The sequence below is a fragment of the Haloferula sp. genome, from assembly GCF_049672945.1.
Taxonomy (GTDB): Bacteria; Verrucomicrobiota; Verrucomicrobiia; order Verrucomicrobiales; family Akkermansiaceae; genus Haloferula.
Genome location: NZ_JBATWY010000079.1, coordinates 1 through 21964, shown reverse-complemented (window position 1 = coordinate 21964; position 21964 = coordinate 1). Strand labels below are relative to the sequence as shown.

The window sequence follows — 21964 nt, the reverse complement described above, 5'->3', positions numbered from 1 at the left end:
ATGAAATCAGCAGCAAATATTCATACTGCTGGGAAACCGACAAATACGCTATGAGAATCAAAGGAAGCATCGGAGGCGCCGTGATGGCCCTCACAGCCCTGCTCGCCACAGCCAAGGCTGAGCCACTGAAAATCGCCTATTCCGACTGGCCCGGCTGGGTTGCTTGGGAAATTGGAATCCAGAAAGGCTGGTTCAAGGAAGCCGGAGTGGATGTCGAATTCGCCTGGATGGACTACGTCGAGTCGATGGATGCCTACGTCGCCGGCAAGGTGGATGCGGTTTCGATGACCAATGGTGATGCACTTGTCACGGGTGGCACGGGCAAGCCTTCCGTCGGCATCATCATCAATGACTTCTCCAATGGGAATGACATGATCGTCGGAGCTCCGGGGATCGAATCCTTCAAGGATCTCAAGGGCAAGAAGGTCGGAGTCGAAGAGGGCTTCGTCTGTCACCTGCTCCTTCTCAAGGGTATCGAAATGAACGGCATGAAGGCTGAGGACATTACGGTCGTGAACACTCCCACCAACGAGACACCTCAGGTGCTGGAAGCGAAGGCAGTGGATGCCATTGGCGCTTGGCAGCCGAATTCGGGTCAGGCTCTCAAAGCGGTTCCAGGTTCGAAGCCTCTGTTCACTTCGGCCGATGCCCCGGGCATCATTTACGACCTTCTCTACGTCTCCGGTGAAAGCCTGGAGGCGAATAAGGAAGACTGGGCCAAGGTGGTCAGCGTCTGGTACAGGATCGTCGACTTCATCAAGGATGAGGAGAACCTTGACGAGGCACTTGAGATTCTTTCCGCTCGCGTGAGCTTGAAGCCGGAGGAGTATGAGCCTTTTTTCAAGGGAACCTACATTCTGACGCTCGATGAAGCGCTGGAGAAATGGAAGGAAGCGGACGGCCTCGGTTCGGTCTACGGATCCAGCAAGGTGGTCGATGACTTCAACGTGAAGTTCGAAGTCTACGAGAAGCCTCTCGATGTGACGAAGTATCTCGATCCTTCGTTCACGAAGGCCTACGCGGAGTCGAAGAAGTAAAACGACTTTGTTTCAGGGGCGGTCGTTGAACCGGCCGCTCCTGCCCTTTTTTCAAAGAACGCTCCGATGGCTCTGCCAGGAATATTTCGCGGATGGTTTGGTGTGCGTCGTGAGCTTCCGAAGCAACGGCGGCTTTTCCTGACCGTTATTTCGTTTCTGATGCCGATCGTGCTGTGGTGCGTGGTGTCCTATGTTCCCGGAATCTGGCATCCGGACGTGGAGCTCAAGGTTTCTGCGGACCGGGAAGGGGTCACGACCGTGTTCACTGCGGGTGATCATCTCTCGAAGGAGTTTTACCCGACTTTTGTCGATGCCGTCCGTGAGGAGAACGCCGCGGTGCTGGCGGCCCGCGAAGAGGGAGAGCCGCTCGCCGGATCCCAGCGGAAGAACCAGAAGCTCCTCCGCCATCTCGGAGCCGTTGCGGTTGAGGAGGGCTGGTTGGACTATAATGATGGCCAGAATGATGTGCTGATTTACGAAATCTGGCGGGACCTTGCGACAGGTAGCCGTCAGTCGGATCTTCTTAGCGAAGAGAATTTGGAGATAATCAAGACGAATTGGGCGACCTTGTCCGCCCTTTCTCCCGAGTTTGAATACAAGAAGCTTCCCAAGGAGAACTTGTTGAAGTTGCTGCCGCAGGGAGTCCCGGCAAACCCCGCCTATCTTCCGGCACCCGACAAGGTGATCAAGTCAGGCTGGCGTGACTTTACCGAGGAACCGAGGAATGACGGTTCCACCATGGGTGAGCGCTATCGATCTTCGCTCCAAGTGATCTTCAAGGGCTTTCTATGGGCCTGTATCGTCGGGCTGCCGATCGGTGTTCTTTGCGGGACCTACGACGTGTTCGCCAAGATCTTCGAACCCTTCACCGATTTCTTTCGCTACATGCCGGCACCGACCTTCAGCACGCTGTTGGTCGCGATTCTCGCAGCGGATGGGGCCCCGAAGGTGGCGCTGGTCTTCATCGGCACGGTGCCGCACATGATCCTGATGATTTCCAAGACGACCCGTCTACTAGATCCATCGTTGTTGGAGGCGGCCCAGACCCTTGGCGCGAAGCCGCGCCAGATGCTCTCAAAGGTGGTGGTGCCCGGGATTCTTCCCAATCTCTACAATGATCTTCGCATCCTCCTCGGCTGGGCCTGGACCTGGCTGGTGATCGCCGAGCTGATCGGAGTGAAGAGCGGACTCACCGAGTTCATCGAAACGCAGGGTCGCTACCGGAACTTTGATCGCGTGTTTCCCGTCATCATCCTGATTGGTGTGACCGGGTTCGTGACGGATCAGATCCTGGCGTGGCTCCACGGCGTGCTTTTCCCGTGGCTTGGTCAGAGTAGCAAATTCTCCCGGGCCATTGCGAGCGCCGCGAGTTTCCCGGTCCGTACCGTGGCGGCCGCCGCTCGCGAGCGGGTAGCTGCGGACGAGCGAGCCTCGGCAGCAAGGCGTCAAGCATCAGCTCCTGAAACACCATGATTTCATCCCTGGAAATGGCCCCGGAAGTGGCCGCACGATTCGATCGCTTGAAGCAACGTCCGGTTTCTTTGGAGGTCAAAGGGCTGACGAAGCACTTCGAGACTTCGAAAGGGACGGTGATCGCGCTCGAGGATCTTTCGTTCGCCGTGCACAAGCGGGAGTTTACCTGCGTGATCGGTCCCTCCGGCTGTGGCAAGTCGACGCTTGTCCGAATCCTTGCTGGCTTGGAAACACCGACGAGTGGTGAAGTGCTGGTGGGCGGCAAACCCGTTTCGGGTCCGGGTCCGGATCGTGGCATGGTCTTTCAATCCTACACCTTGTTTCCGTGGCTGACGGTGAAACAGAACGTGATGTTCGGCCCTCAGATGTCCGGTTCATCCTCGACGACGGCCGAGGGTGAGGCGCGTCAGTGGATTGATCTTGTCGGGCTCTCGCGATTCGAGAATTCCTACCCGAACCAGCTGTCGGGAGGGATGAAGCAGCGGGTGGCGATTGCGCGCGCCTTGGCGAACCAACCGAAGGTACTTTTCATGGATGAGCCTTTCGGAGCACTCGATGCTCAGACCCGGGCAAGCATGCAGGCGCACTTGCTGGAAATCTGGAAAAGCGTCGATATCACGGTGGTGTTCATCACCCATGATCTGGACGAAGCGGTTTATCTCTCGGATCGGATCCTCGTATTGGATGCCAATCCCGGTCGCTTTCGCGAGATGGTCGAGGTTCCGGTGCCAAGGCCGCGGACACCGGCGCAAATCTTTGAGGAGAGCTTCAAGGAATCAAGGCATCACATCGATCATTTGATCCATCCACCCGGCAAGCAGGCTGCGGAGACTCCGGTGTTGAGGATGGTGAAGCACGATCCGGACGTCGTCTGAAGATGTCTTTCAAAACTGGGGGGCGATCACGCTCACAATTTTTCACACGAATTTAATGAAAAGTATGAAGACTTCAGAAGAACAGAAAGAGAAGATCGGTGCCGTGAAGGCGAAGCTCGAGCAAGCAGGGGTGAAATACTGCGTCGGTGCCTACGTTGACATCCATGGGGTTCCGAAGGGGAAGTTTGTTCCGATCAGTCACTTTGAGCAGTTTGCCGGTGGGAGCGAGCTCTACACGGGCTATGCCTTGGATGGTTTGGGTCAGCGTCCGAATGACGATGAGATTGCGTCGCTTCCGGATCTGGATGGGCTGATCATCCTTCCATGGAACAAGGAAGTCGCCTGGTTTCCGGCCGACAACACTTTCAAAGGTGAGCCCTACGAGATCAACACACGGGTCGCGCTGAAGAAGCAGTTGGCAAAGGCGGCGGAGATGGGCTTCGGGATGAACCTCGGGATCGAGTGCGAACTCTTCGTGGTGAAGCAGAATGAAGCCGGCGGTCTTGAGATCCCCAACGCCGACGATGATCTGGTGAAGGCCTGTTATGATGTGAAGCGCTTCATGGATCGCTACACCTGGCTGGATAAGGTTTCGACGACGATCAATGATCTCGGCTGGGATCTCTACTCACTCGATCATGAGGATGCCAACTCGCAGTTCGAGTTCGACTTCCAGTATGCCGATGCCCTGACGATGTGCGATCGCTACATTTTTTTCCGTCTGATGGCGAAGCAGTATGCGGCGGAAGAGGGTCTGCTTGCGACCTTCATGCCGAAGCCTTTTGCGGACAAGACCGGGAGTGGAGCGCATTTCAACATGTCGCTCTATGACTTGGAGAGCGGGAAGAATCTTTTCAAGCTTGCGCCCGAAGACGATCCTCGCGGGTTGGGATTGAGTGAACTTGGTTATCAGTTTGTCGCCGGAATCCTGAAGCATGGACCGGCCTTGTGCGCGGCATTCGCTCCGACGGTGAACAGCTACAAGCGGCTGGTCCGGAAAGGCCTGATGTCGTATTACTCATGGGCCCCGGTATTCAACAGTTACGGCAAGAACAACCGGACCAACTCGGTGCGGGTGCCGATGGCTGGAGGGCGCTGTGAAAGTCGGAATGCCGATGCCGCCTGCAATCCTTACCTTGCGGCGGCTTTGGTGTTGGCCGCAGGTCTTGAGGGCATTCGGGAAGGCTTGGATCCGGGGCCTGCGCAAGAGTTGAACCTGTATGAGCTTTCACCAAAGGAGCTGGCGGAGCGGGGGATTTCGGAACTGCCGCGGACGCTGGACGAGGCGGTGACGGCTTTCGCGGCCGATCCCTTTGTGACCGAAGTGCTGGGGCAGGAGCTTCGTGATGAATTCATCACCTACAAGAGCGAGGAGTGGCGACAGTATCACCAGCGGGTGAGTCAATGGGAGATCGATACCTATGCCCGACTTTTCTAACAGCGATGCGGTGGTTCTTGAGAACCTGGCCTGGCCGGAGATTGCCGAGTTGGTCGAGCAGGATGGTGGTCTGCTGTTGCTGCCACTCGGTGCCACCGAGCAACACGGGCCTCACTTGCCCGTGGCGATGGATACCTTGCTTGTGGAGCGGGTCTGTGCCGAAGTCTCGGCAAAGACCCGGGTGCCGGTGATGTCGGCGCTCCGCTATACCGTCTCTCAAGGCCACACGCCGAAGTGGCCGGGAACCTTTTCCCTGAGGCATGAGACCTTCATGGCGGTGCTGCGTGAGTTGGCCGAATGGGCGGTCGCGACCGGCTGGAAGCGTCTTTTGTTTGTGAATGCACACTTTGGCAACGATGCGCCTGCGAGGGTGGCGGTCGATCAATTGAGGCTTTCCCAGATGGGGAAGTTGCAGGTCGGATTGCTCCACGTGTTTCAGTTGAGTGACTCGATCTGGAAAGCCTACACCGACGATGCCGGGGACTTGCATGCCAACCGCGCCGAGACCTCGTTGATGATGTTTCTTTGTCCGGATCTCGTCCATGGGGCTCGGGTGAAGGAAGCCGATGATCCCGATCGGACCGTCGAGACGGTGTTCTCCTATCCGGTCGCCCAGACGAGCCTCAATGGAGTGACCGGAGCGCCTTCGGGTGCGACGGCGGAGGAGGGTCGACGTTTGTTCGAAGCGATGGTGGACGCGCTTGTGGAGAAGATTCATCGGGCACGAGTTGAGTGTCCGCCGCTTGACGCATCGCTGTGGGATGGACTTTCGAAACCCCGCTATGACTGAACGATGAGCGGTATCCTGAGTGGTGGGTGTTTGTGCGGGGCGGTTCGTTACGAAGTACGCGGGCCGGCTTTGCAAACGAGCGTCTGCTGTTGTGAGGACTGTCGTCGGGCGAGCGGCGCGCCGATGGTGGCGTGGACCTTCTTTGCAAGTGGGGCTTTGAACTGGACCCGGGGCGAACCCAAGCAGGTGACTTTTGCCGATCGCGAGCGATCCTTCTGTGGGGATTGTGGAACGCCCTTGATGTTCTTTGATCCCGCATTGCCCCACATTTTTGAAGTGAGCACCTGCTCGCTGGACGAGCCGTCGAAGCAGGTGCCGGGCGATGTGTGCTGGGTGAGCGATGAGCTGCCTTGGGCGAAGGGAATCGCCACTCTTGAGCGCTTCGAGCACAGCTCGCCGGTGCCGGAGCCAAGTTAGTGCTTTTTCGGGGCGTCGGTGGCCTTGGCAAGAAGCAGTCCTTGGTGGCTTGGCAGCCCGGTGCGATCGAGGATTCGCTGAAAAATGAGGCTAATGGTATGGGCTTCGTCCCGGGTCATGTGGGAGGCAAAGCTCTGCTCGATGAGATTCTCGTAGATCGTCCACGCCTGATCGAGGGCCTTGCGCCCCTTGCTTGAGAGGTGGACGTGGAAGACGCGACCGTCGCGTGTGCACTGCTTTCGCTGGACCAGTCCGCGTTCGACGAGTTTCACCACGCGGCGCGAAAGGCCGCTGTTGCTCAGCAGCACCGCCTCGGCGAGCTCACTCATGCGCAAGGACTCGCCTTCGGCTTCATTGAGCGTGAGAAGGAGGTCGTAGTCATCGAAGGTGATGCAGCCGGCCTCCTGAAGATCCCGGTCGATTCGGCGGCAGGCGACGGCGTGAACGGTCAGCAGGAGTCGCCATGCGATCTGGCGTGAAGCGCGAGAAGGTTTGGGGGTTTTCTCTTCAGCGGTGAAGCTCACGGGAGGAGAATGAACAAATATGCGGAGGACTCAAGAGAGTGCTTCATCGAAAGAGGGAAAAGGTATTCGGCAAAATGATTGCACATGCAAATAAATTGAGGGTGATGGCATGTGGGGTGCTGCTTGAGTGTCGTTCGTTCTATTTATGCCTTTCTCCGTCGCCAAAGAACTGCCTGCCGAGCAGGCAAGGAACTCCACCGATCGTTCGGTTGAGTCGAAGGCGAAGGCTCCGGTCAGGAAGCTCTCGGTGTTCGAGTTTCGGCGCTCGATGAGTTTCGGGGCGAAACTCGGCCTCGGTTTGGCTGCGTGGGGGCTTTTTGTTCTCAGTTGGCATCTATTCTCGGTCTCGGGTTTGGCGGATCCGACGCTTTTTCCGTCGCCTGCGAGGGTGCTCGAAGCCTGGATCCTGTTGTTTGCCGAGAAGGACTTCGCACTGGATGTTGCGCAAAGCCTGAAGCGGATCTTCTCGAGTTTCGGCATTGCTCTGGCGATTGCCCTTCCGCTGGGGATTATGATGGGTGTCTTTACTCCGGTTGGGAGCTTCTTCAATGCCCTCGTCTCGCCCTTCCGTTACTTGCCGGCGCCTTCGTTCGTGCCGCTCTTGCTGATGTGGTTGGGAACCGGTGAAGAGCAGAAGGTGGCCCTGCTGGTGATCGGCGTGGTGTTCTTCCTGACGACACTCTTCATGGACAATACCCGGGCGGTTCCGATGGAGTTGGTGGAGAGCTCACGGACCCTCGGGGTGAAAAAGCTCAATGTCGTCTGGCGGGTCGTGCTGCCTTCAGCACTGCCAAGCTATGTTGACACCGCGCGTCAGATGCTTGCCGTGAGTTGGACCTATCTGGTCATTGCCGAGATCGTCGCGGCGACTGATGGCATCGGCGCGATGATGATGCGCGCCAAACGCTTCGTCCAAGTCGATAGCATCATGGCCGGAATCCTGACCATTGGATTGCTTGGACTTCTTTCCGATCTGCTCATCCGGCTGATCTATCGAGCGAGTTTTCGCTACCTGAAACACTGATTGCCAACATTCAAATTGATCATGACCAAAATGAAATACCTAAGCTTACTACCTGCTGCAGCTCTCTTGCTGGGCTCCTGTTCCAAAAATGAAGAGGCCGTCGAAGTGTCCTCACCGAAGGAGACGGTCAACATCTCCTTGTTCTCGTGGCCGGGCTATGCCTTCTGGTTCGTGGCCAAGGAGAAGAATCTGGTTCCCGAACTCGATCTCAACATCGTGATCATTGAGGATCCCTACGAGAGCTTTGCGCAGATGGCTGCCGGGAAGTTGGACGTGACATCTTCGACGGTTGAATACGGACCGATTGCTGCGGACCAAGGGGTGCCGGTCAAGTTGGTGGCCTTTACCAACCCGTCTTATGGAACCGACAAGATCATCCTTGGGCCGGGGATTGAAAGCGCTGCGGATCTCAAGGGGAAAGAGGTGGCGGTGCTTGAGGGCGGATTGACCCAGATTTACATGGGGATCTGGCTTGAGAACAACGGCGTGAAGTTCGACGAAGTGAAGTACACCAACGTCATCATGGACGATGCCGTGGCCGCCATGGTGAGTGGTTCGGTGGCAGCGGGTGAGTTCTGGGAGCCCTTCGGTGGCAAGGTTCTTGAAACGCTTCCGGGTTCGAAGGTGGCTGCGACTTCAAAGGATCCCTATTTCAAGAAGACGGCTTTGTTGGCGGATGGGATGTACATGAGTGGTTCTTTCCTTGAGGAAAGACCTGAGGTCGCGAAGCTGACCATGAAGGCCTATTTCGAGGGCGTGAAGTATTGGAAGGAGCATCCCGAGGAGGCCAATGAGATCATGGCGAAGGCGCTCGGATTTCCTGTTGAAGATGTGGTGACGGTGATCGGTGCCGACGGTAGTTCGACCGATGGAGGAATCTATCCCTTCAATTGGACGGAGTCCGGTCAGTTCATGGGCGTGCTCGATGGTGATCCGCCCTTCGGTTCGAACAATGAGATCACCCGGCACTGGGAACTGACCAACGAGTGGTGGATCAAGTTTGATCAAGTGAAGAAGGAACACCCGATGGAGTCGGGCGTGGACCTGGCTCCGATGAAGGCCCTCAAGGCTGATGGCTATGGTGGCTGATCTACAGCGGAGTGACATGGAGATCATGTCGGATCGTCGATCTTTTCTCGACCTGGTTGAGGTGCCTTCCGGGACCTTCGAGATGGGAGGGATTGCGGACGACAAGTTTGTCAGTGCCGTGGAGCTGCCACGTCATGAAGTCTCGATTTCCGAGGCGTTCATGCTCGGCGTGACTCCGGTGACACGTGGCGAATGGATCGAGGTGATGGGGCGTCTTCCGGGATCGTGCCGTGATGATCTGGATGACGCCTGCCCGGTCGTCGGGATGTCATTTTCCGAGATCGGTGAGTTTCTGCGGGAGCTTGGGGGGCTTTATCGTCTGCCGACCGAGGCCGAGTGGGAATATGCGTGTCGCGCGGGAAGCCGATCCGTCTTTCCACATGGATCCGATCTCGGCGTGAATGATGCGAACTTCTACTATGATGAGCGTGGCATCGAGTGCGGTGCCGGAAGACCGGTGGCGGTGGGCCGCTACCCGGCGAACGGCTTCGGCTTGCATGACATGCTGGGGAACGTCTGTGAGTGGACCGTGGACCGCTGGCATCCGGGCTATGAGGGAGCGCCTGCGGATGGAAGGGCTTGGCTCGATGGAGGCAAGGCGGGAACCCGCGTGATTCGTGGGGGAGGATGGGATCATCTTCCAAGAGTGCTTCGGGTCTCGTGGCGTGACTGGGCACCGGATGAGGCGTGTTGGGACAATCTGGGCCTGAGGCTGGCCCGCGACCTTTGAGGGCGATGGAATTGAAACTCTATAAAACGCTGTGGGGCCACGACGGGGGATTGCCGGAGGCGATCGAGCTTGCGGCTGCGGCGGGTTTCTCGGGCATTGAGGGTCCAGCACCATTGGACAAAACCGAGCGGGCTCAGTTCTTTGCGGATTTGGACGACGGGGGGATGGAGTGGATTTCGGAAGTGAGCACCTGTACTGCGGAAGGGAAGTTTGTTCCGATGCCCGGCTATTCAGCGGAGGCGCATTTGGCCTCGCTGGAGGAAGGGGTACGGCGCTCTCTGGAAGGGCGACCACTTTTCGTGAATACGATGGGAGGTTACGATGCCTGGAGTCACGATGAAGCGATGCGCTTTCATGAAGGGGTGATTCATCTGGAGGAGAAGCATGGGATTGATATCTCGGTTGAAACCCACCGGGGGCGCTCGACCTACAGTCCATGGTTGACCCGTGATCTCCTGCTGCGTCTGCCTGAGTTGAAGATCACCTGTGACTTCAGTCACTGGTGCGTGGTCTCCGAACGTTTGATTCTCGATGAGGAACCTGAGATCCTGGCATTGGCTGCGGCCCATGCCTATCACATCCAGCCACGTGTTGGTTACGATCAAGGTCCGCAGGTGCCTGATCCACGAGCTCCGGAGCATGAACCCAACTTGCTGGCTCATGAACGCTGGTGGGACGTGGTGTGGGCCTCGATGCGCGAGCGCGGTCGGAAGGTGTTCACCATGACTCCGGAGTTCGGCCCGGACGGCTATCTTCAGTGCGCGCCGTTCAGCGGGGAACCGGTCGCCAATCTCTGGGAGCTCAATCGATGGATCGGGCTTCGACAGAAAGAACGTTTTCAATCAATCGAATTACAACATCCAACCATATCGACTCCATGAACTGCTCCGTTATGTCTTCGCCCCCACCTGTTTCCTCTGAACCGGAGGATGGATTGCTGGAGAGTGTGATCGAGGCGGCGTCCAAGCCCATGTCGCAGTCGACGACGCTTCCTTCCGGAGCCTACACGGATCCGGGATTTCTCGATTTTGAGACGAGGGAGGTCTTCGGCAAGGACTGGGTTTCGCTCTGCCATGTTTCGCAGATTCCGAATGCCGGAGACTTTGTGAGAGTGGACTTCTGCGGGGAGCCGATGCTGGTGGTCAGGGCGAAGGATTCGAAGATCAAGGTGCTTTCACGGGTTTGTCGTCATCGGGGAATGGATTTGATGCCCAGTGGTTTCGATCATCCTGATGAGGGGAACAAGCGGGTGATCCTGTGTCCGTATCATCTCTGGAGTTATGATCTCGAAGGCAAGCTGGTGGGTGCTGCGGAAATGCACAAGGCGGAGGACTTCGATCGAAGCGAGGTGAGGCTTCATGAGTATCGCAGCGAGATCTGGGAGGGCTTCGTTTTTGTGACGCTCAACGAGGACATTGCTCCCTTGTCGGAGAAGTTCTCGGACTTCAAGGACAAGTTCGTCGGCAAGTGGAACATGGGCGAGGGGAAGCTGGTCTGGTCGCAAACCTGGGATTGTGAGTTCAACTGGAAGGTCCTTCTGGAGAATTTCATGGAGGCCTATCATCACCTCGGGGCGCACATGAAGACCCTTGAGCCCTTCCTCCCGGCCAAGGGGTGCTGGACGGAGCCGTATGATGTGAATTTTTCGGCGATGCATCTGCCGTTGAAGGATTCCATGAAGCAGGAAATTTTGGATACGGGGAACGCCGGAACGCCGTTCCCGGTTTATCCCGGGCTCAAGATCGATGACTGTCTCGAGTGGTGGGTTTACCTTGGCTTTCCCAACTTCCTTCTCTTCTCCGCGCCGGACCGGGTTTACTGGTATCGACTGCTGCCGACTGGCCCTGAAACCTGCCAGTTGGTGACGACGATGATCCTCTCGAAGGATGCGGAAGTCATGCCCAACTACTCCGAAGTGCTTGAGCGCGAGGTGGAGGGAGCGATCAATTTCCACATGGAGGACATGGAAGTCTGCACCGCGACCCAACGCGGCATGAGGTCGGTCGGCTATGCGCAGGGACGCCTGAGTCATCTCGAGGAGCCCATCTGGCATTTTCAGAAATACCTGGCCTCGAAGATCGAGGCGGCCAGGTCGTAAGCATGGGCGGTATGAGGAAAATCAATTTTCCTCATACTTGGCCCGTTCGTTGCTGTGTTTTCTCTGTGGTTCGAGAGGACAGCAATGAATCCCTGCGCCGGGTGACGGTGTCGATGGGCGAGGAGACTTTTCAGACGCTGGATCGACTGGTGAATGAGCGTGGTTTTGACAGTCGCTCGCAGGGGATTGCGGAGATGATTCACTCGCAGGCTGCGGAGCATCTTGGAAAAGTCGGTACCGAGGTGATGGCGGGGAATCTGACGCTGGTTTACGATGAGTCGAAGAGCAGCCTCTTGCGCGATCTTTCGCGGATTTGCCGCGGCTATATCGCTGAAGTGATCTCATCCCAGCATGTTTTGCTTGAGGACGATCATGTGATGGAAGTGATCCTGATGCAGGGACCTGCGGGAACCTTGAGGAAAATCGCCAACGAGCTGGGCACCTGCAAGGGGGTGAAGACGGCGCAACTGACGCTTACGACCTATTTGATTCCTCAGGTCCATGCGAAGCGGAACTGAAACGAATACTCGAAATGAATCCAGTGTTTAGGAAAACTCTAACGGGCGGCGGCATGTGGTCGGCGGTGATTGGAAGGGGAAAGCGCCTGCGCATGACGGACCTGCAGGGTCGCGGCAACGTGAGCATGCTTCTCTACAATGCCCTGGAGCGGCAGGAACGCTACAACATGCCGGACACCTTGAAGGGTCAGTATGTCTTCTACCTGCGCCAGCCCTATTGTCTCCACTCGGACATGGGTCGTCTCATGGCATCGATCGTACAGGACAGCCTGGGCTGGCACGACACGGTTTGCGGCCACTCGGATGCGGCACTGGTTTTGGAGAAGCATGGCGTGAAGAATTACCAGCAGGCTGGCAACGAATGGTACCGGAATGGCCGGGACTGTTTCTTGATTGAGTTGGCGAAGTGGGGTTTGGGGAAAAAGGACCTGGTGCCGAACTTGAACTGGTTCAGCAAGGTGGTCAGCGACGACGATGGGAATTTGTCATTTGTCGAAGAGCACTCGGAGCCGGGAGACTTCGTCGAGCTTCGATTCGAAATGGATACGCTGGTGGTGCTCAATACCTGCCAGCACCCGTTCGATCCGGCGGCCTACCGTGAGAACGAAGTGAAGCTGGAGGTCTTTGACGGAGAGATGGCGGGTCGGGACGATCCGAGTCTGAAAGTGCGGGACGAGAACCTCCGAGCCTGGGAGAACAACTGCAACTACCACACCCTGAGATTCTAATGACGATGATTGAGAGTAAGCTCGACCCGGCGAGTGCGTGTTTCCGCGAGACGATTCCAGCGGGTGATTGGTGGGTGCATGAAATCAAGAAAGGGCAGACTCTTCGGATTCTGGATCTCGAGGGAAACCAAGCGGCCGACACCTTGTTTTTCGACGCGGCGAATCCGAGCGACCGCTACAGCGCGGATCGTACGATTCAAGTGCAACGGGCACTCTATCTGACTGCCGGCACGAAGTTGATGAGCACCGAAGGGCACGTGATGCTTGAGATCGTCGCCGATACCTGTGGCAGGCACGACACCCTCGGAGGTGCCTGTTCCCGTGAATCGAACACGATGCGCTACGACCACGACAAGGAATGCATGCACGCCTGTCGGGATAGTTTCATCCGGGGAGCGCAAGAGTGGAATGTCGAGCTGACGAAGCGGGATATCACCTGCAACATCAACTTCTTCATGAACGTGCCGGTGACCTCTACGGGTGAGTTGAGTTTTGCCGACGGCATTTCGGCTCCCGGCCGTTACGTCGAGATGAAGGCGGCGCGGGATGTGGTGTGTTTGATCTCGAACTGCCCGCAGCTGAACAATCCCTGCAATGGGTGGAATCCGACACCGGTGGAGGTGTTGATCTGGGATTGAAGGAATCACGAACGATGAATGGATCCATACTCATAGCGAACCGCGGGGAAATTGCGGTTCGGGCGATACGCACCATCAAGAAGCTTGGTCTGAGAGCTGTCGCCGTCCATTCCGATCCGGATACGGCTGCGCCTCACGTGGATCTGGCGGACGAGGCCCATCGATTGGGTCCCGGTCCGGTGGCGGAGAGCTACCTTCTCAAGGAGCGGCTGCTCGAGGTGGCGCGTGAGAGTGGGTCGGTGGCGGTTTTTCCGGGCTACGGGTTGCTGAGTGAGAACACCGATTTTGCGCGGATGTGCGAGGAAGCCGGTGTGAGTTGGCTCGGTCCGACGCCTGAACAGATCATTGCCTTCGGTCTGAAACATGAGGCTCGCAGGCTTGCTGGTGAGGCAGGAGTGCCGCTGGTTCCGGGTAGCGAGCTGCTTGAATCCGTGGCTGATGCGCTCAAGGTTGCTGAGACCATTGGATACCCGATGATGCTGAAAAGCACGGCGGGTGGGGGAGGTATCGGGATGAAGGTGGTTCGCGATGACGCCGAACTGAAGAAGGAATTCGAGAGTGTGGTGCGTCTCAGCGAGCGGAGTTTTGGTTCGGGTGCGGTCTTTCTGGAGCGCTTTATTGAACGGGGACGGCATGTGGAAGTGCAGGTCTTCGGTGACGGGAAGGGCAAGGTGCTGGCTTTGGGTGAGCGGGATTGCTCGGTACAGCGACGGAATCAGAAAGTCTTCGAGGAGACTCCTGCACCGGATCTTTCCGATGAGATCCGGACCTCACTGCATGCAGCGGCGGTGAGCCTGTGTGAGAGTGTGAACTATCGCTCGGTCGGAACGGTCGAGTTTATCTACGATGCAGATCGTAGTGAGTTTTATTTCCTCGAAGTGAATACCCGGCTTCAGGTTGAGCACGGGGTGACGGAGATGGTTACGGGGATCGATCTGGTGGAATGGATGCTGCGACTGGCGCTGGATGATGACTGGGTCATGCCTGAGACGGCACCGGAACCGAAGGGCTGGGCAATCGAAGCCCGGATCTACGCCGAAGATCCCAATCTTGATTTCCGACCCAGCTCGGGGCTTCTAACCCAAGTCGACTTTCCCGTTTGGACCCGCTGCGACAGCTGGATCTCGGCTGGTGCAGAAGTGAGTCCGTTCTACGACCCGATGCTTGGCAAGGTGATGGTTCATGGGGCCGACCGAGAGGATGCCGTCAAATTGGTAGGAAAGGCGCTTGAGGAGACAAGGATTTCCGGGATTGAGACCAACTTGCGCTTCCTTCGGCAAGTTGCGGTGTGGGATCGATTCCGCGATGGAGGGGTGGCGATGCGGGACATGGCGTCTTTCAAGTATCATCCGTCCACGATGGACGTGATCTCGGCGGGGACGATGACCACCGTCCAGGATTTTCCGGGGCGTACCGGTTTTTGGGAGGTCGGGGTGCCACCATGTGGACCCTTTGATTCATTGTCGTTTCGGATCGCCAATCGTTTGGTGGGAAATGATGAAGGTGAACCGGGTTTGGAGATCACGATCACGGGACCGAGCTTGAGATTCAATGTCGCGACAAGAGTGGCTGTGGTTGGTCCGCCGGTGCTGGTTCTTCGCAATGGCGAAGCGGTGGCTCTCAATGCCGCGATCGAACTGGAAGCCGGGGATACGCTCAGGATCGGACGGATCGAGGATTGCGGCGCACGAGCCTATCTTGCGGTCAGCGGCGGGATCGAGTCGCCGGATTATTTGGGAAGTGCTTCGACTTTTACACTTGGAAGATTTGGTGGTCCGTTTGGTCGCGCGCTTCTACCGGGCGATGTCCTGGGAATTCGTGGAGGGGCTTCAGGTGAGGAGACTGAGATCGCTTCCTTGCCGTACGTTTCAGAGTGGAGGATTGGGGTGCTTTACGGTCCGCATGGGGCGCCGGATTTCTTCACTGCTGAAGACATCGAAATGTTTTTCAATACCGACTGGGAGGTTCACTACAACTCGGCCCGAACCGGGGTCAGGCTGATTGGTCCGAAGCCGAAGTGGGCGCGGAAGGATGGTGGGGAAGCGGGATTGCATCCCTCGAATCTGCACGACAATGCCTATGCGATCGGTGCGGTCGACTTCACGGGGGACATGCCGGTGATTCTTGGGCCGGATGGTCCGAGCCTGGGTGGTTTTGTTTGCCCGGCGGTCGTGGTGGAGGCCGAGCTTTGGAAGCTGGGACAACTCCGTCCTGGTGACCGGGTCCGATTTGTCGCTGTCGATGATGCCTGGGCTGGTCGGCAGCGCGATGCGGTGGATGATTATCTTGGCGGAGGGGTCAAGTCGCTTCCCGAACCGCAGGGTGTGGATCTTGTTGCGGGAGCTTCATGCGTTCTTGACGAGTTTGGTGAAGGGGACGGGCGGGTGGTGCTGAGACCGGCAGGGGATCGCTATCTTCTGATCGAGTTTGGTCCGCATCTGCTGGACTTGAAACTACGCTTCAAAGCTCATGTCGTTTACGAATGGCTGAAGGAGCAGGCGTTTGACGGGGTCGTCGATCTGACGCCCGGAATTCGATCACTGCAGGTCCACTATGAACCTCGTAAATTGAATCGCCTGCAGTTGTGGGAGGCGATCCGCAAGGGCATCGAGTCGCTTCCTCCGCTCGAAGAGATCGAGGTTCCGGCACGGGTGGTGCACATGCCCCTGAGTTGGGATGATCCGAGCACGCAGGAGGCCATCCAGCGCTACATGCAGGGGGTGAACCCGAAGGCGCCGTGGTGTCCGAGCAATCTTGAGTTCATTCGGCGGATCAATGGACTTGAGTCGATCGACGAGGTGAAGCGGATCTTCTTTGATGCCTCTTACTTGGTGATGGGCTTGGGCGACGTCTATCTTGGTGCGCCGGTGGCGACCCCGCTGGATCCGCGTCATCGGATGGTGACGACGAAATACAACCCCGCGCGAACCTGGACGCCTGAAAATGCCGTGGGGATTGGGGGTGCCTATCTCTGCATCTACGGGATGGAGGGTCCCGGCGGCTATCAGTTCACAGGTCGGACCGTGCCGGTGTGGAACCGCTGGCGGAAGACGGAGGACTTTAGTGAGCCATGGTTGTTGAGATTCTTTGATCAGCTTCGTTTCTATGAAGTGAGTGCGGAAGAGTTGATGGAGTTGCGGGAATCGGTGCCGCTTGGCCGCCATCGACTGAAGATCGAGGAGACGAGCTTTTGTTTTGCCGACTATGAGAAGTTCCTCGAGGCAAATGCCGATGAGATCGATGGGTTCCGGACGATGCAGCGCCAGGCCTTCCAAGAGGAACGGGAGCGCTGGGAGGCTGCCGGGCTGAACATGGAGGAAGCGGTCGAGGCCATGGACGAGGTAGCGGAAGAGGTGATCGTGCCTGATGGCTGCCGTGTGGTCGAAAGTCCGGTTACCGGAAGTGTGTGGAAAATCGAAAAATCTGTCGGTGATCGGGTTGCGGAGAGCGGCCCGCTGATGGTGCTGGAGGCGATGAAAATGGAGATCCCGGTCGAGAGCGACGAAGAGATCGAGGTCGTCGAGATTCTGGTTGGTGAAGGAGATTCGGTCAGAGCCGGTCAGGCGCTGGTGGTGGTGAAAGACTGTTAGATTTCAAAAACGAAGGGTATGACGATAGCGGAATTGATCAAAGGCTACGACGAGGGCGCGACGCCGCTCGAGGTGATGAGCAAGGTGTGGGCACGTATCAAGGAGTGGGACGATCCCGGGATGTTCATTCATCTTCCCGAGTGGGATGAGGTCGAAAAGATGGCGGCTGCGGTGGCGGAGATGCCGAGGGATCTCCCTCTGTGGGGTGTTCCTTTCGTGGCGAAGGACAATATTGATGTCGCGGGCTGGCCGACGACGGCAGGCTGTCCCGAGTATGCCTACGTGCCGGAGGAAGATGCAACGGTGGTGAGGCTTTTGCGCGAAGCGGGGGCCATTCCGGTCGGGAAGGGGAACCTCGATCAGTTTGCAACGGGCTTGGTTGGGACGCGTTCGCCCTACGGAGTGGCGAGAAATGCGGTTGCGCCCGGTTGGCTGCCGGGTGGCTCGAGTTCCGGAAGTGCCTCGTCGGTGGCGGCGGGCATTGCAGCTTTTTCACTGGGAACGGATACCGCGGGTTCGGGCCGGGTGCCGGCTGCGTTTCAAGAACTGATCGGCTGGAAACCGACACGGGGGCTTGTAAGTACGAAGGGCGTGGTACCTGCCTGCCGGTCACTCGACTGTGTTTCGGTGTTCGCCAATACGACGTCCGATGCCTCACAGGTGATGTCGGTAGTCGGCCAATTCGATGCGGGTGATCCGTGGTCGCGTGAGGTCGATGAATCGTGTCTGCGAGGGAAGAGGGTAGGGGTTCCGACAGTTCTTGATTTCAGTGGTGATCCCGACACGCCCGGGCTTTTTGATGGAGCTGCCGCGAAGCTCAAGGAGTTGGGATACGAAGTGGTGCCGGTGGACCTGACGTCTTTTGTTGAGGCGGCGAAGCTTCTTTATGAGGGGCCATGGGTTGCGGAGCGCTGGGCGGCGGTTGGAGACTTTATTTCGTCGAATGGCGATGATGTTTTTCCGGTCACCCGGAAGATCCTGGAGGCTTCGCAAGGGTGGCAGGCTTCGGATCTCTTCAAGGCTCAGGATCAGCTCAAGGCGTTCGCGCGGGACGCCGAGGAGGTTTGGAGAGACGTGGATCTTCTGCTGCTGCCGACGACGCCTTGTCTTTATCGGGTCGACGAGGTTCTCGAAGAACCCTTCGGGACGAATGCGACGTTGGGACGCTATACGAATTTCATGAACCTGCTGGACCTCTGTGCCGTCGCGCTGCCTGCAGGACGGGCGAGGGGCGGTGAGGTGCCATGGGGCGTGACTCTCGCGGCACCGGCGGGACTGGACGAGAGTCTGTTGCAGGTCGCTGCGATGATGACGGGAGAAGTGAGGGAAGCCTCGCCAGCGCCGTGCAAAAAGGTGCCGGTCGTCGTTTGCGGGGCGCATCTGGAAGGCCTGCCGCTGCATTGGCAGCTCGCCGACCGAAATGCGGAGCTCGTGCGCCGTGGGAAGACGGCTGCTGTTTACCAGATGTTTGCCATGCCGGCGGGGGATGGGTTTCCCGAGCGCCCGGCCATGATCCGGGCTGACGAAGCAGGAGCTGAAATTGATGTCGAAGTGTGGGCCCTTGATCCTGCCGAGTTCGGAGGATTCGTCGCCGCCATCCCCGGGCCGCTTGGGATCGGAAAGATTCTGATGGATGATGGGCAAGAACTCCCGGGCTTCATCGCCGAGCCACGAGCGATGGAAGGCGCTGAAGAAATCACCCGTTTCGGTGGCTGGAAGAACTGGATGGCTTCGTGGACAAGCTAGGTGTCCGGGGTGCTCGTGGAGTCTACTTTCCCGAGCTTTGTCTGTGTTTTTTGAAGATCGCCAGCGTGCGCTCCCGCTCGGTCTTGTGATCGACGCAGGGGAGGGGGTAGCCCTCGGCGATCGGTTTGCCGTCGGCGGGTGGCTCCGTGAAGCGCTTGGCTTCGACGTCGGCGAGCTCTGGCACCCAGCGTTTGATGTATTTGCCCTCCGGGTCGTAGCGTTTGGTTTGCGACCAGGGGTTCTGGATTCGAAAGTAGGGGGCGGCATCGGCTCCAGTGCCGGCCGACCATTGCCAGCCGCCGTTGTTGGAAGCGATCTCACCATCGGTCAGATGCTGCATGAAGAATTGTTCGCCGAGTCGCCAATCGATGTGGAGGTCTTTTGTTAGAAACATCGCGACGATCATACGGACGCGGTTGTGCATGAAGCCGGTGGCGAGTAGTTCGCGGATCCCCGCATCGATGATCGGGAAACCGGTCCTGCCTTCCTTCCAGGCTTCGAAGTTCTCGCCGGGTTCGTCCCACGGCAAGCCACGCCAGTCCTTGTTGAACTCCTCCTTGAGCACATGCGGGTAGTGGTCGAGAATCGCCATGTAGAATTCCCGCCATGCGAGTTCCTTGATGAAGGTGTGGATGCCTTCCTTCTTTTCGGCTCCGTCGAGCATGTGGGCAGCCTTTGCATAGACGGTCCGAGGGGAGAGCAGACCGAAGCGAAGATCCTGCGATAGCCTTGAGGTGCCCGATTCCGAAGGGATGTCGCGGAGGTCTTTGTAGTTGGTGAGTCGTTCCTTGAGGGCGCGCTTCAAGCGCTCGTGCGCAGCTCTCTCACCGGCTTCGAGAATTTGATTGCCTGGCTGGCCGAGGTTCCAGTGATCGAGCGTGGGTAGGTCTTCCGATGGGATATCGTCCGGTGTGGCGAGTGCCTTCGGCTTCGGCAGCGGGGCCGGCTTTTCACATCCGAGCCAGTTCTTGCTGTAGGGAGTGTAGACCCGATAGGGATCGCCACCTTGGGTTAGAATTTCGGCCGGGGTGTGAAGGGTGACATCGTGAAAGCCACGGCAGGCCACTCCGCGTGACTGGCATGTTTTGGTAAGTCTTGCTTCAGTCTCCTTGCCGAAAGGGTCCGGGTCCTGATTGAAGAAGACGGCTTCGGCTCCTGTAGTCTGCAAAAGGTCCTCGATAATCTCGACCGCCCCACCTGAGTGGACGATCAGGCGGCCACCGATCGTCTTGAGATTCTTGTCGAGGGACGAAAGGCACGCGCAGAGAAATGACTGTCGGTTCGGGCCTGTCCAGAGGTGCTGGCCTTTCCAGTCGCTGACGATGTAGAGCGGGAGGACGTGTTCCGAGGCCAGCTTGGCGTTGAGGAGGGCGGTATTATCGAGAATCCGAAGGTCCCTTCGGAACCAGTGGATGACGAGGGAGAATTCACGTGGCATGGACGAAGTGGATTCGAGGAAGTCCGGTGCACAAGCAAAAGATCCCGAGGCCGGGCCCGGGAACGGGCGGCCTTACTTACAGTTGATTCCAAATCCGGACTCAGGCGTGGTCGAGGATCTTGCCGACCTTCCGAACCGTGGTGTCGCTGAGTTTGCCCTGAACGAGACGAGAACGATCCAAGGTGGCCTTGATGTCCGCGAGGGCGCTCTCGGCGGCCTTCAGGGATTTCCTTCCTCCTCCGTAGCTTTTGTCGGAGAAATACTTGGTGAAGGTGGCTCCTCCGCGGCTGATGCAAAGGCGCCATCCTTGGAAGGCGGTGTTCTCGTAAGTGAATCGAGTGAGGTTCCGCTTTGATTTCATAGGGGGATCTTTTCTGATAGTGACGGCATTCATGGGAGACTCTGGCACGGCCCCGGGTTGATGGCTACATGATTTTTGATTGGGAAAAGTTAGATTTTTTCATGACTGAGCTGAATTTGGTGCTCATTCCAGTGAAAATTTCCTTTGCCAATCCCTGAGGCATCCCCTTAAGTCCCGCCCGCGCGAGCCTCAACGAACCGCCGTAGGTCCTCCGGGCAGCCCTCTTTCAGGGGAATCTGCCTTACGCGCTGGAGGGAAACCCGGCAAATCGAACTACCATATGTCCGCAGTAAAACTGTCTCGTTTCGAGATCCCGAACCGCCTCGTCCGCAACGAGGATACCGCCACCGACGTCTACGCCCAATTCACCGCCGAGCCTTTCGAGCGGGGATATGGCCACACTCTCGGTAACTCACTCCGCCGCGTGCTGCTTGGCTCCCTTGAAGGTGCCGCGATCACTTCGGTCCGCATCGCCGGTGTGCAGCACGAATTTTCCAGCCTTCCCGGCGTGGTGGAAGATGTCACCGACATCATCCTCAACCTCAAGAAGGTGAAGTTCAAACACCACGACAAGGAGTCCCGCATCCTGACCATCAAGGTCGAGCGCGACGGCGTCGTGACCGCTGGAGACATCCAGGAGGACAACATCTACGAGGTGGTCAACAAGGATCAGGTCATCTGCCACCTCGACAAGAAGGTGAAGTTCGACTGCGAATTTGAAATCCGCGTCGGCCGTGGATTCTCGACCGGTGACGAGAACAAGCGCAAGGATCAGCCGATCGGTGTGATCGCGATTGACTCGATTTTCTCGCCTGTGACCCGCGTCAAGTATGCGGTGGACACGACCCGTGTGGGTCAGATGACCGATTACGACAAGCTCGTGCTCGATGTCTGGACGGACGGTCGCGTGACTCCCCAAGACGCGCTTCTTCAGGCCTCCGCCATTCTTCGTCACCACCTCGACGTGTTCGTCAACTACGACGAAAACGCGGTGGACTTCGAGGAAGCACCGGCAGAAACCAGCGAGGAGAACGCCGCGCTTAAGAAGCTCCTCAACATGTCGGTCAACGAAATCGAGCTCTCGGTTCGTGCCGCCAACTGCCTCAACAACGCGAACATCACCTCGGTCGGCCAGCTGGCCATGAAGAGCGGTCTTGGTAACACATCTTGTGAACCTTCTCGTATTCGCCCTCGAAGTTGGCCGCTAGAGCCGCCTTCAGTTCGGCCATGGTCAGCTTCTTTTTGTCGAACACGAGGTCTTTCACCGCCATCAGCGAATTGGCTGCGTCCACGCCACCGACGGAAATCTGAGCAACCGTGTAATAGTTGGCTCCGCCCGCCCAGGTCTCCTGGCCAGTCTCGATACAACCACCAGTCAGGATGGAGCGCCAGGAACAAGGGAGGAAATCCGCCTGCAGGATGTTCGAGATCCAAGCAGCATGGCGAAGCG

At 57.7% G+C, this 21964-nt stretch carries 20 protein-coding genes and 1 pseudogene; 17 read left to right on the top strand and 4 right to left on the bottom strand.

Annotated features, from left to right (window positions below; genetic code table 11):
• The first annotated feature begins 50 nt into the window (after window positions 1-50).
• The 6 genes from WBG04_RS06705 (at window position 51) to WBG04_RS06680 (ending at window position 6030) form a co-directional block, all read left to right on the top strand.
• Window positions 51-1037 carry an ABC transporter substrate-binding protein gene (locus WBG04_RS06705; RefSeq protein WP_424313609.1) on the top strand — a complete coding sequence of 329 codons (987 nt, stop codon included), beginning with the start codon at window positions 51-53 and terminating at the stop codon, window positions 1035-1037.
• 66 nt (window positions 1038-1103) lie between these two features.
• Entirely contained in the window at window positions 1104-2510 is a 1407-nt protein-coding gene (locus WBG04_RS06700; RefSeq protein WP_424313608.1) for an ABC transporter permease, read from the top strand.
• Window positions 2507-3385: an ABC transporter ATP-binding protein gene (locus tag WBG04_RS06695; protein WP_424313607.1), complete on the top strand. Its 879-nt coding sequence runs from the start codon at window positions 2507-2509 to the stop codon at window positions 3383-3385. Before WBG04_RS06700 ends, WBG04_RS06695 begins: the two co-directional genes overlap by 4 nt.
• A 64-nt stretch (window positions 3386-3449) precedes the next feature.
• Window positions 3450-4823 (top strand): type III glutamate--ammonia ligase, encoded by a 1374-nt coding sequence (gene glnT, locus WBG04_RS06690; protein WP_424313616.1) that lies wholly within the window; start codon window positions 3450-3452, stop codon window positions 4821-4823.
• Window positions 4807-5613 (top strand): creatininase family protein, encoded by an 807-nt coding sequence (locus tag WBG04_RS06685; RefSeq protein ID WP_424313606.1) that lies wholly within the window; start codon window positions 4807-4809, stop codon window positions 5611-5613. Before glnT ends, WBG04_RS06685 begins: the two co-directional genes overlap by 17 nt.
• A gap of 3 nt (window positions 5614-5616) precedes the next feature.
• Window positions 5617-6030 (top strand): GFA family protein, encoded by a 414-nt coding sequence (locus WBG04_RS06680; protein ID WP_424313605.1) that lies wholly within the window; start codon window positions 5617-5619, stop codon window positions 6028-6030.
• Here the strand turns inward: WBG04_RS06680 and WBG04_RS06675 are convergent.
• Entirely contained in the window at window positions 6027-6554 is a 528-nt protein-coding gene (locus WBG04_RS06675) for a MarR family winged helix-turn-helix transcriptional regulator (RefSeq protein ID WP_424313604.1), read from the bottom strand. The genes WBG04_RS06680 and WBG04_RS06675 overlap by 4 nt on opposite strands.
• 145 nt (window positions 6555-6699) lie before the next feature.
• Here WBG04_RS06675 and WBG04_RS06670 point away from each other — a divergent pair, with 145 nt between their 5' ends.
• The 10 genes from WBG04_RS06670 to atzF all read left to right on the top strand — a co-directional run bounded on the left by WBG04_RS06670 (window position 6700) and on the right by atzF (window position 18715).
• The gene (locus WBG04_RS06670) at window positions 6700-7578 is read left to right on the top strand and encodes an ABC transporter permease (RefSeq protein ID WP_424313603.1); all 879 of its coding nucleotides are present in this window, start codon (window positions 6700-6702) and stop codon (window positions 7576-7578) included.
• 30 nt (window positions 7579-7608) lie between these two features.
• On the top strand, window positions 7609-8667 hold the full coding sequence (locus WBG04_RS06665; RefSeq protein ID WP_424313602.1) for an ABC transporter substrate-binding protein: 1059 nt from the start codon (window positions 7609-7611) through the stop codon (window positions 8665-8667).
• 25 nt (window positions 8668-8692) lie between these two features.
• Entirely contained in the window at window positions 8693-9397 is a 705-nt protein-coding gene (locus WBG04_RS06660) for a formylglycine-generating enzyme family protein (RefSeq protein WP_424313601.1), read from the top strand.
• Window positions 9398-9402: 5 nt separating this feature from the next.
• On the top strand, window positions 9403-10278 hold the full coding sequence (locus WBG04_RS06655; RefSeq protein ID WP_424313600.1) for a sugar phosphate isomerase/epimerase family protein: 876 nt from the start codon (window positions 9403-9405) through the stop codon (window positions 10276-10278).
• Entirely contained in the window at window positions 10275-11495 is a 1221-nt protein-coding gene (locus WBG04_RS06650) for an aromatic ring-hydroxylating oxygenase subunit alpha (protein WP_424313599.1), read from the top strand. Before WBG04_RS06655 ends, WBG04_RS06650 begins: the two co-directional genes overlap by 4 nt.
• 65 nt (window positions 11496-11560) lie before the next feature.
• A complete protein-coding gene (locus tag WBG04_RS06645; RefSeq protein WP_424313598.1) occupies window positions 11561-12013 on the top strand; it encodes a CopG family ribbon-helix-helix protein in 453 nt (150 codons plus the stop codon).
• A 14-nt stretch (window positions 12014-12027) separates the two neighbouring features.
• A complete protein-coding gene (locus tag WBG04_RS06640; RefSeq protein ID WP_424313597.1) occupies window positions 12028-12741 on the top strand; it encodes an urea amidolyase associated protein UAAP1 in 714 nt (237 codons plus the stop codon).
• The gene (locus WBG04_RS06635; protein ID WP_424313596.1) at window positions 12741-13379 is read left to right on the top strand and encodes an urea amidolyase associated protein UAAP2; all 639 of its coding nucleotides are present in this window, start codon (window positions 12741-12743) and stop codon (window positions 13377-13379) included. The genes WBG04_RS06640 and WBG04_RS06635 overlap by 1 nt, the downstream gene beginning before the upstream one ends.
• Before the next feature lie 14 nt (window positions 13380-13393).
• Window positions 13394-16969 carry an urea carboxylase gene (gene uca, locus WBG04_RS06630; RefSeq protein WP_424313595.1) on the top strand — a complete coding sequence of 1192 codons (3576 nt, stop codon included), beginning with the start codon at window positions 13394-13396 and terminating at the stop codon, window positions 16967-16969.
• Between the two features lie 18 nt (window positions 16970-16987).
• Window positions 16988-18715 carry an allophanate hydrolase gene (atzF, locus tag WBG04_RS06625; RefSeq protein ID WP_424313594.1) on the top strand — a complete coding sequence of 576 codons (1728 nt, stop codon included), beginning with the start codon at window positions 16988-16990 and terminating at the stop codon, window positions 18713-18715.
• Window positions 18716-18737: 22 nt separating this feature from the next.
• Here atzF and WBG04_RS06620 read toward each other — a convergent pair whose 3' ends face one another.
• A complete protein-coding gene (locus tag WBG04_RS06620) occupies window positions 18738-20153 on the bottom strand; it encodes a cryptochrome/photolyase family protein (RefSeq protein WP_424313593.1) in 1416 nt (471 codons plus the stop codon).
• Window positions 20154-20253: 100 nt separating this feature from the next.
• Window positions 20254-20514: a hypothetical protein gene (locus tag WBG04_RS06615; RefSeq protein WP_424313592.1), complete on the bottom strand. Its 261-nt coding sequence runs from the start codon at window positions 20512-20514 to the stop codon at window positions 20254-20256.
• 280 nt (window positions 20515-20794) lie between these two features.
• Between WBG04_RS06615 and WBG04_RS06610 the strand changes: the two are divergent.
• Window positions 20795-21664 (top strand): annotated as a pseudogene (locus WBG04_RS06610) (DNA-directed RNA polymerase subunit alpha); the annotation flags it as partial.
• Here the strand turns inward: WBG04_RS06610 and WBG04_RS06605 are convergent.
• Window positions 21633-21893 carry a pyruvate formate lyase family protein gene (locus tag WBG04_RS06605; protein ID WP_424313615.1) on the bottom strand — a complete coding sequence of 87 codons (261 nt, stop codon included), beginning with the start codon at window positions 21891-21893 and terminating at the stop codon, window positions 21633-21635. The pseudogene WBG04_RS06610 and the gene WBG04_RS06605 overlap by 32 nt on opposite strands.
• Window positions 21894-21964: the final 71 nt, after the last annotated feature.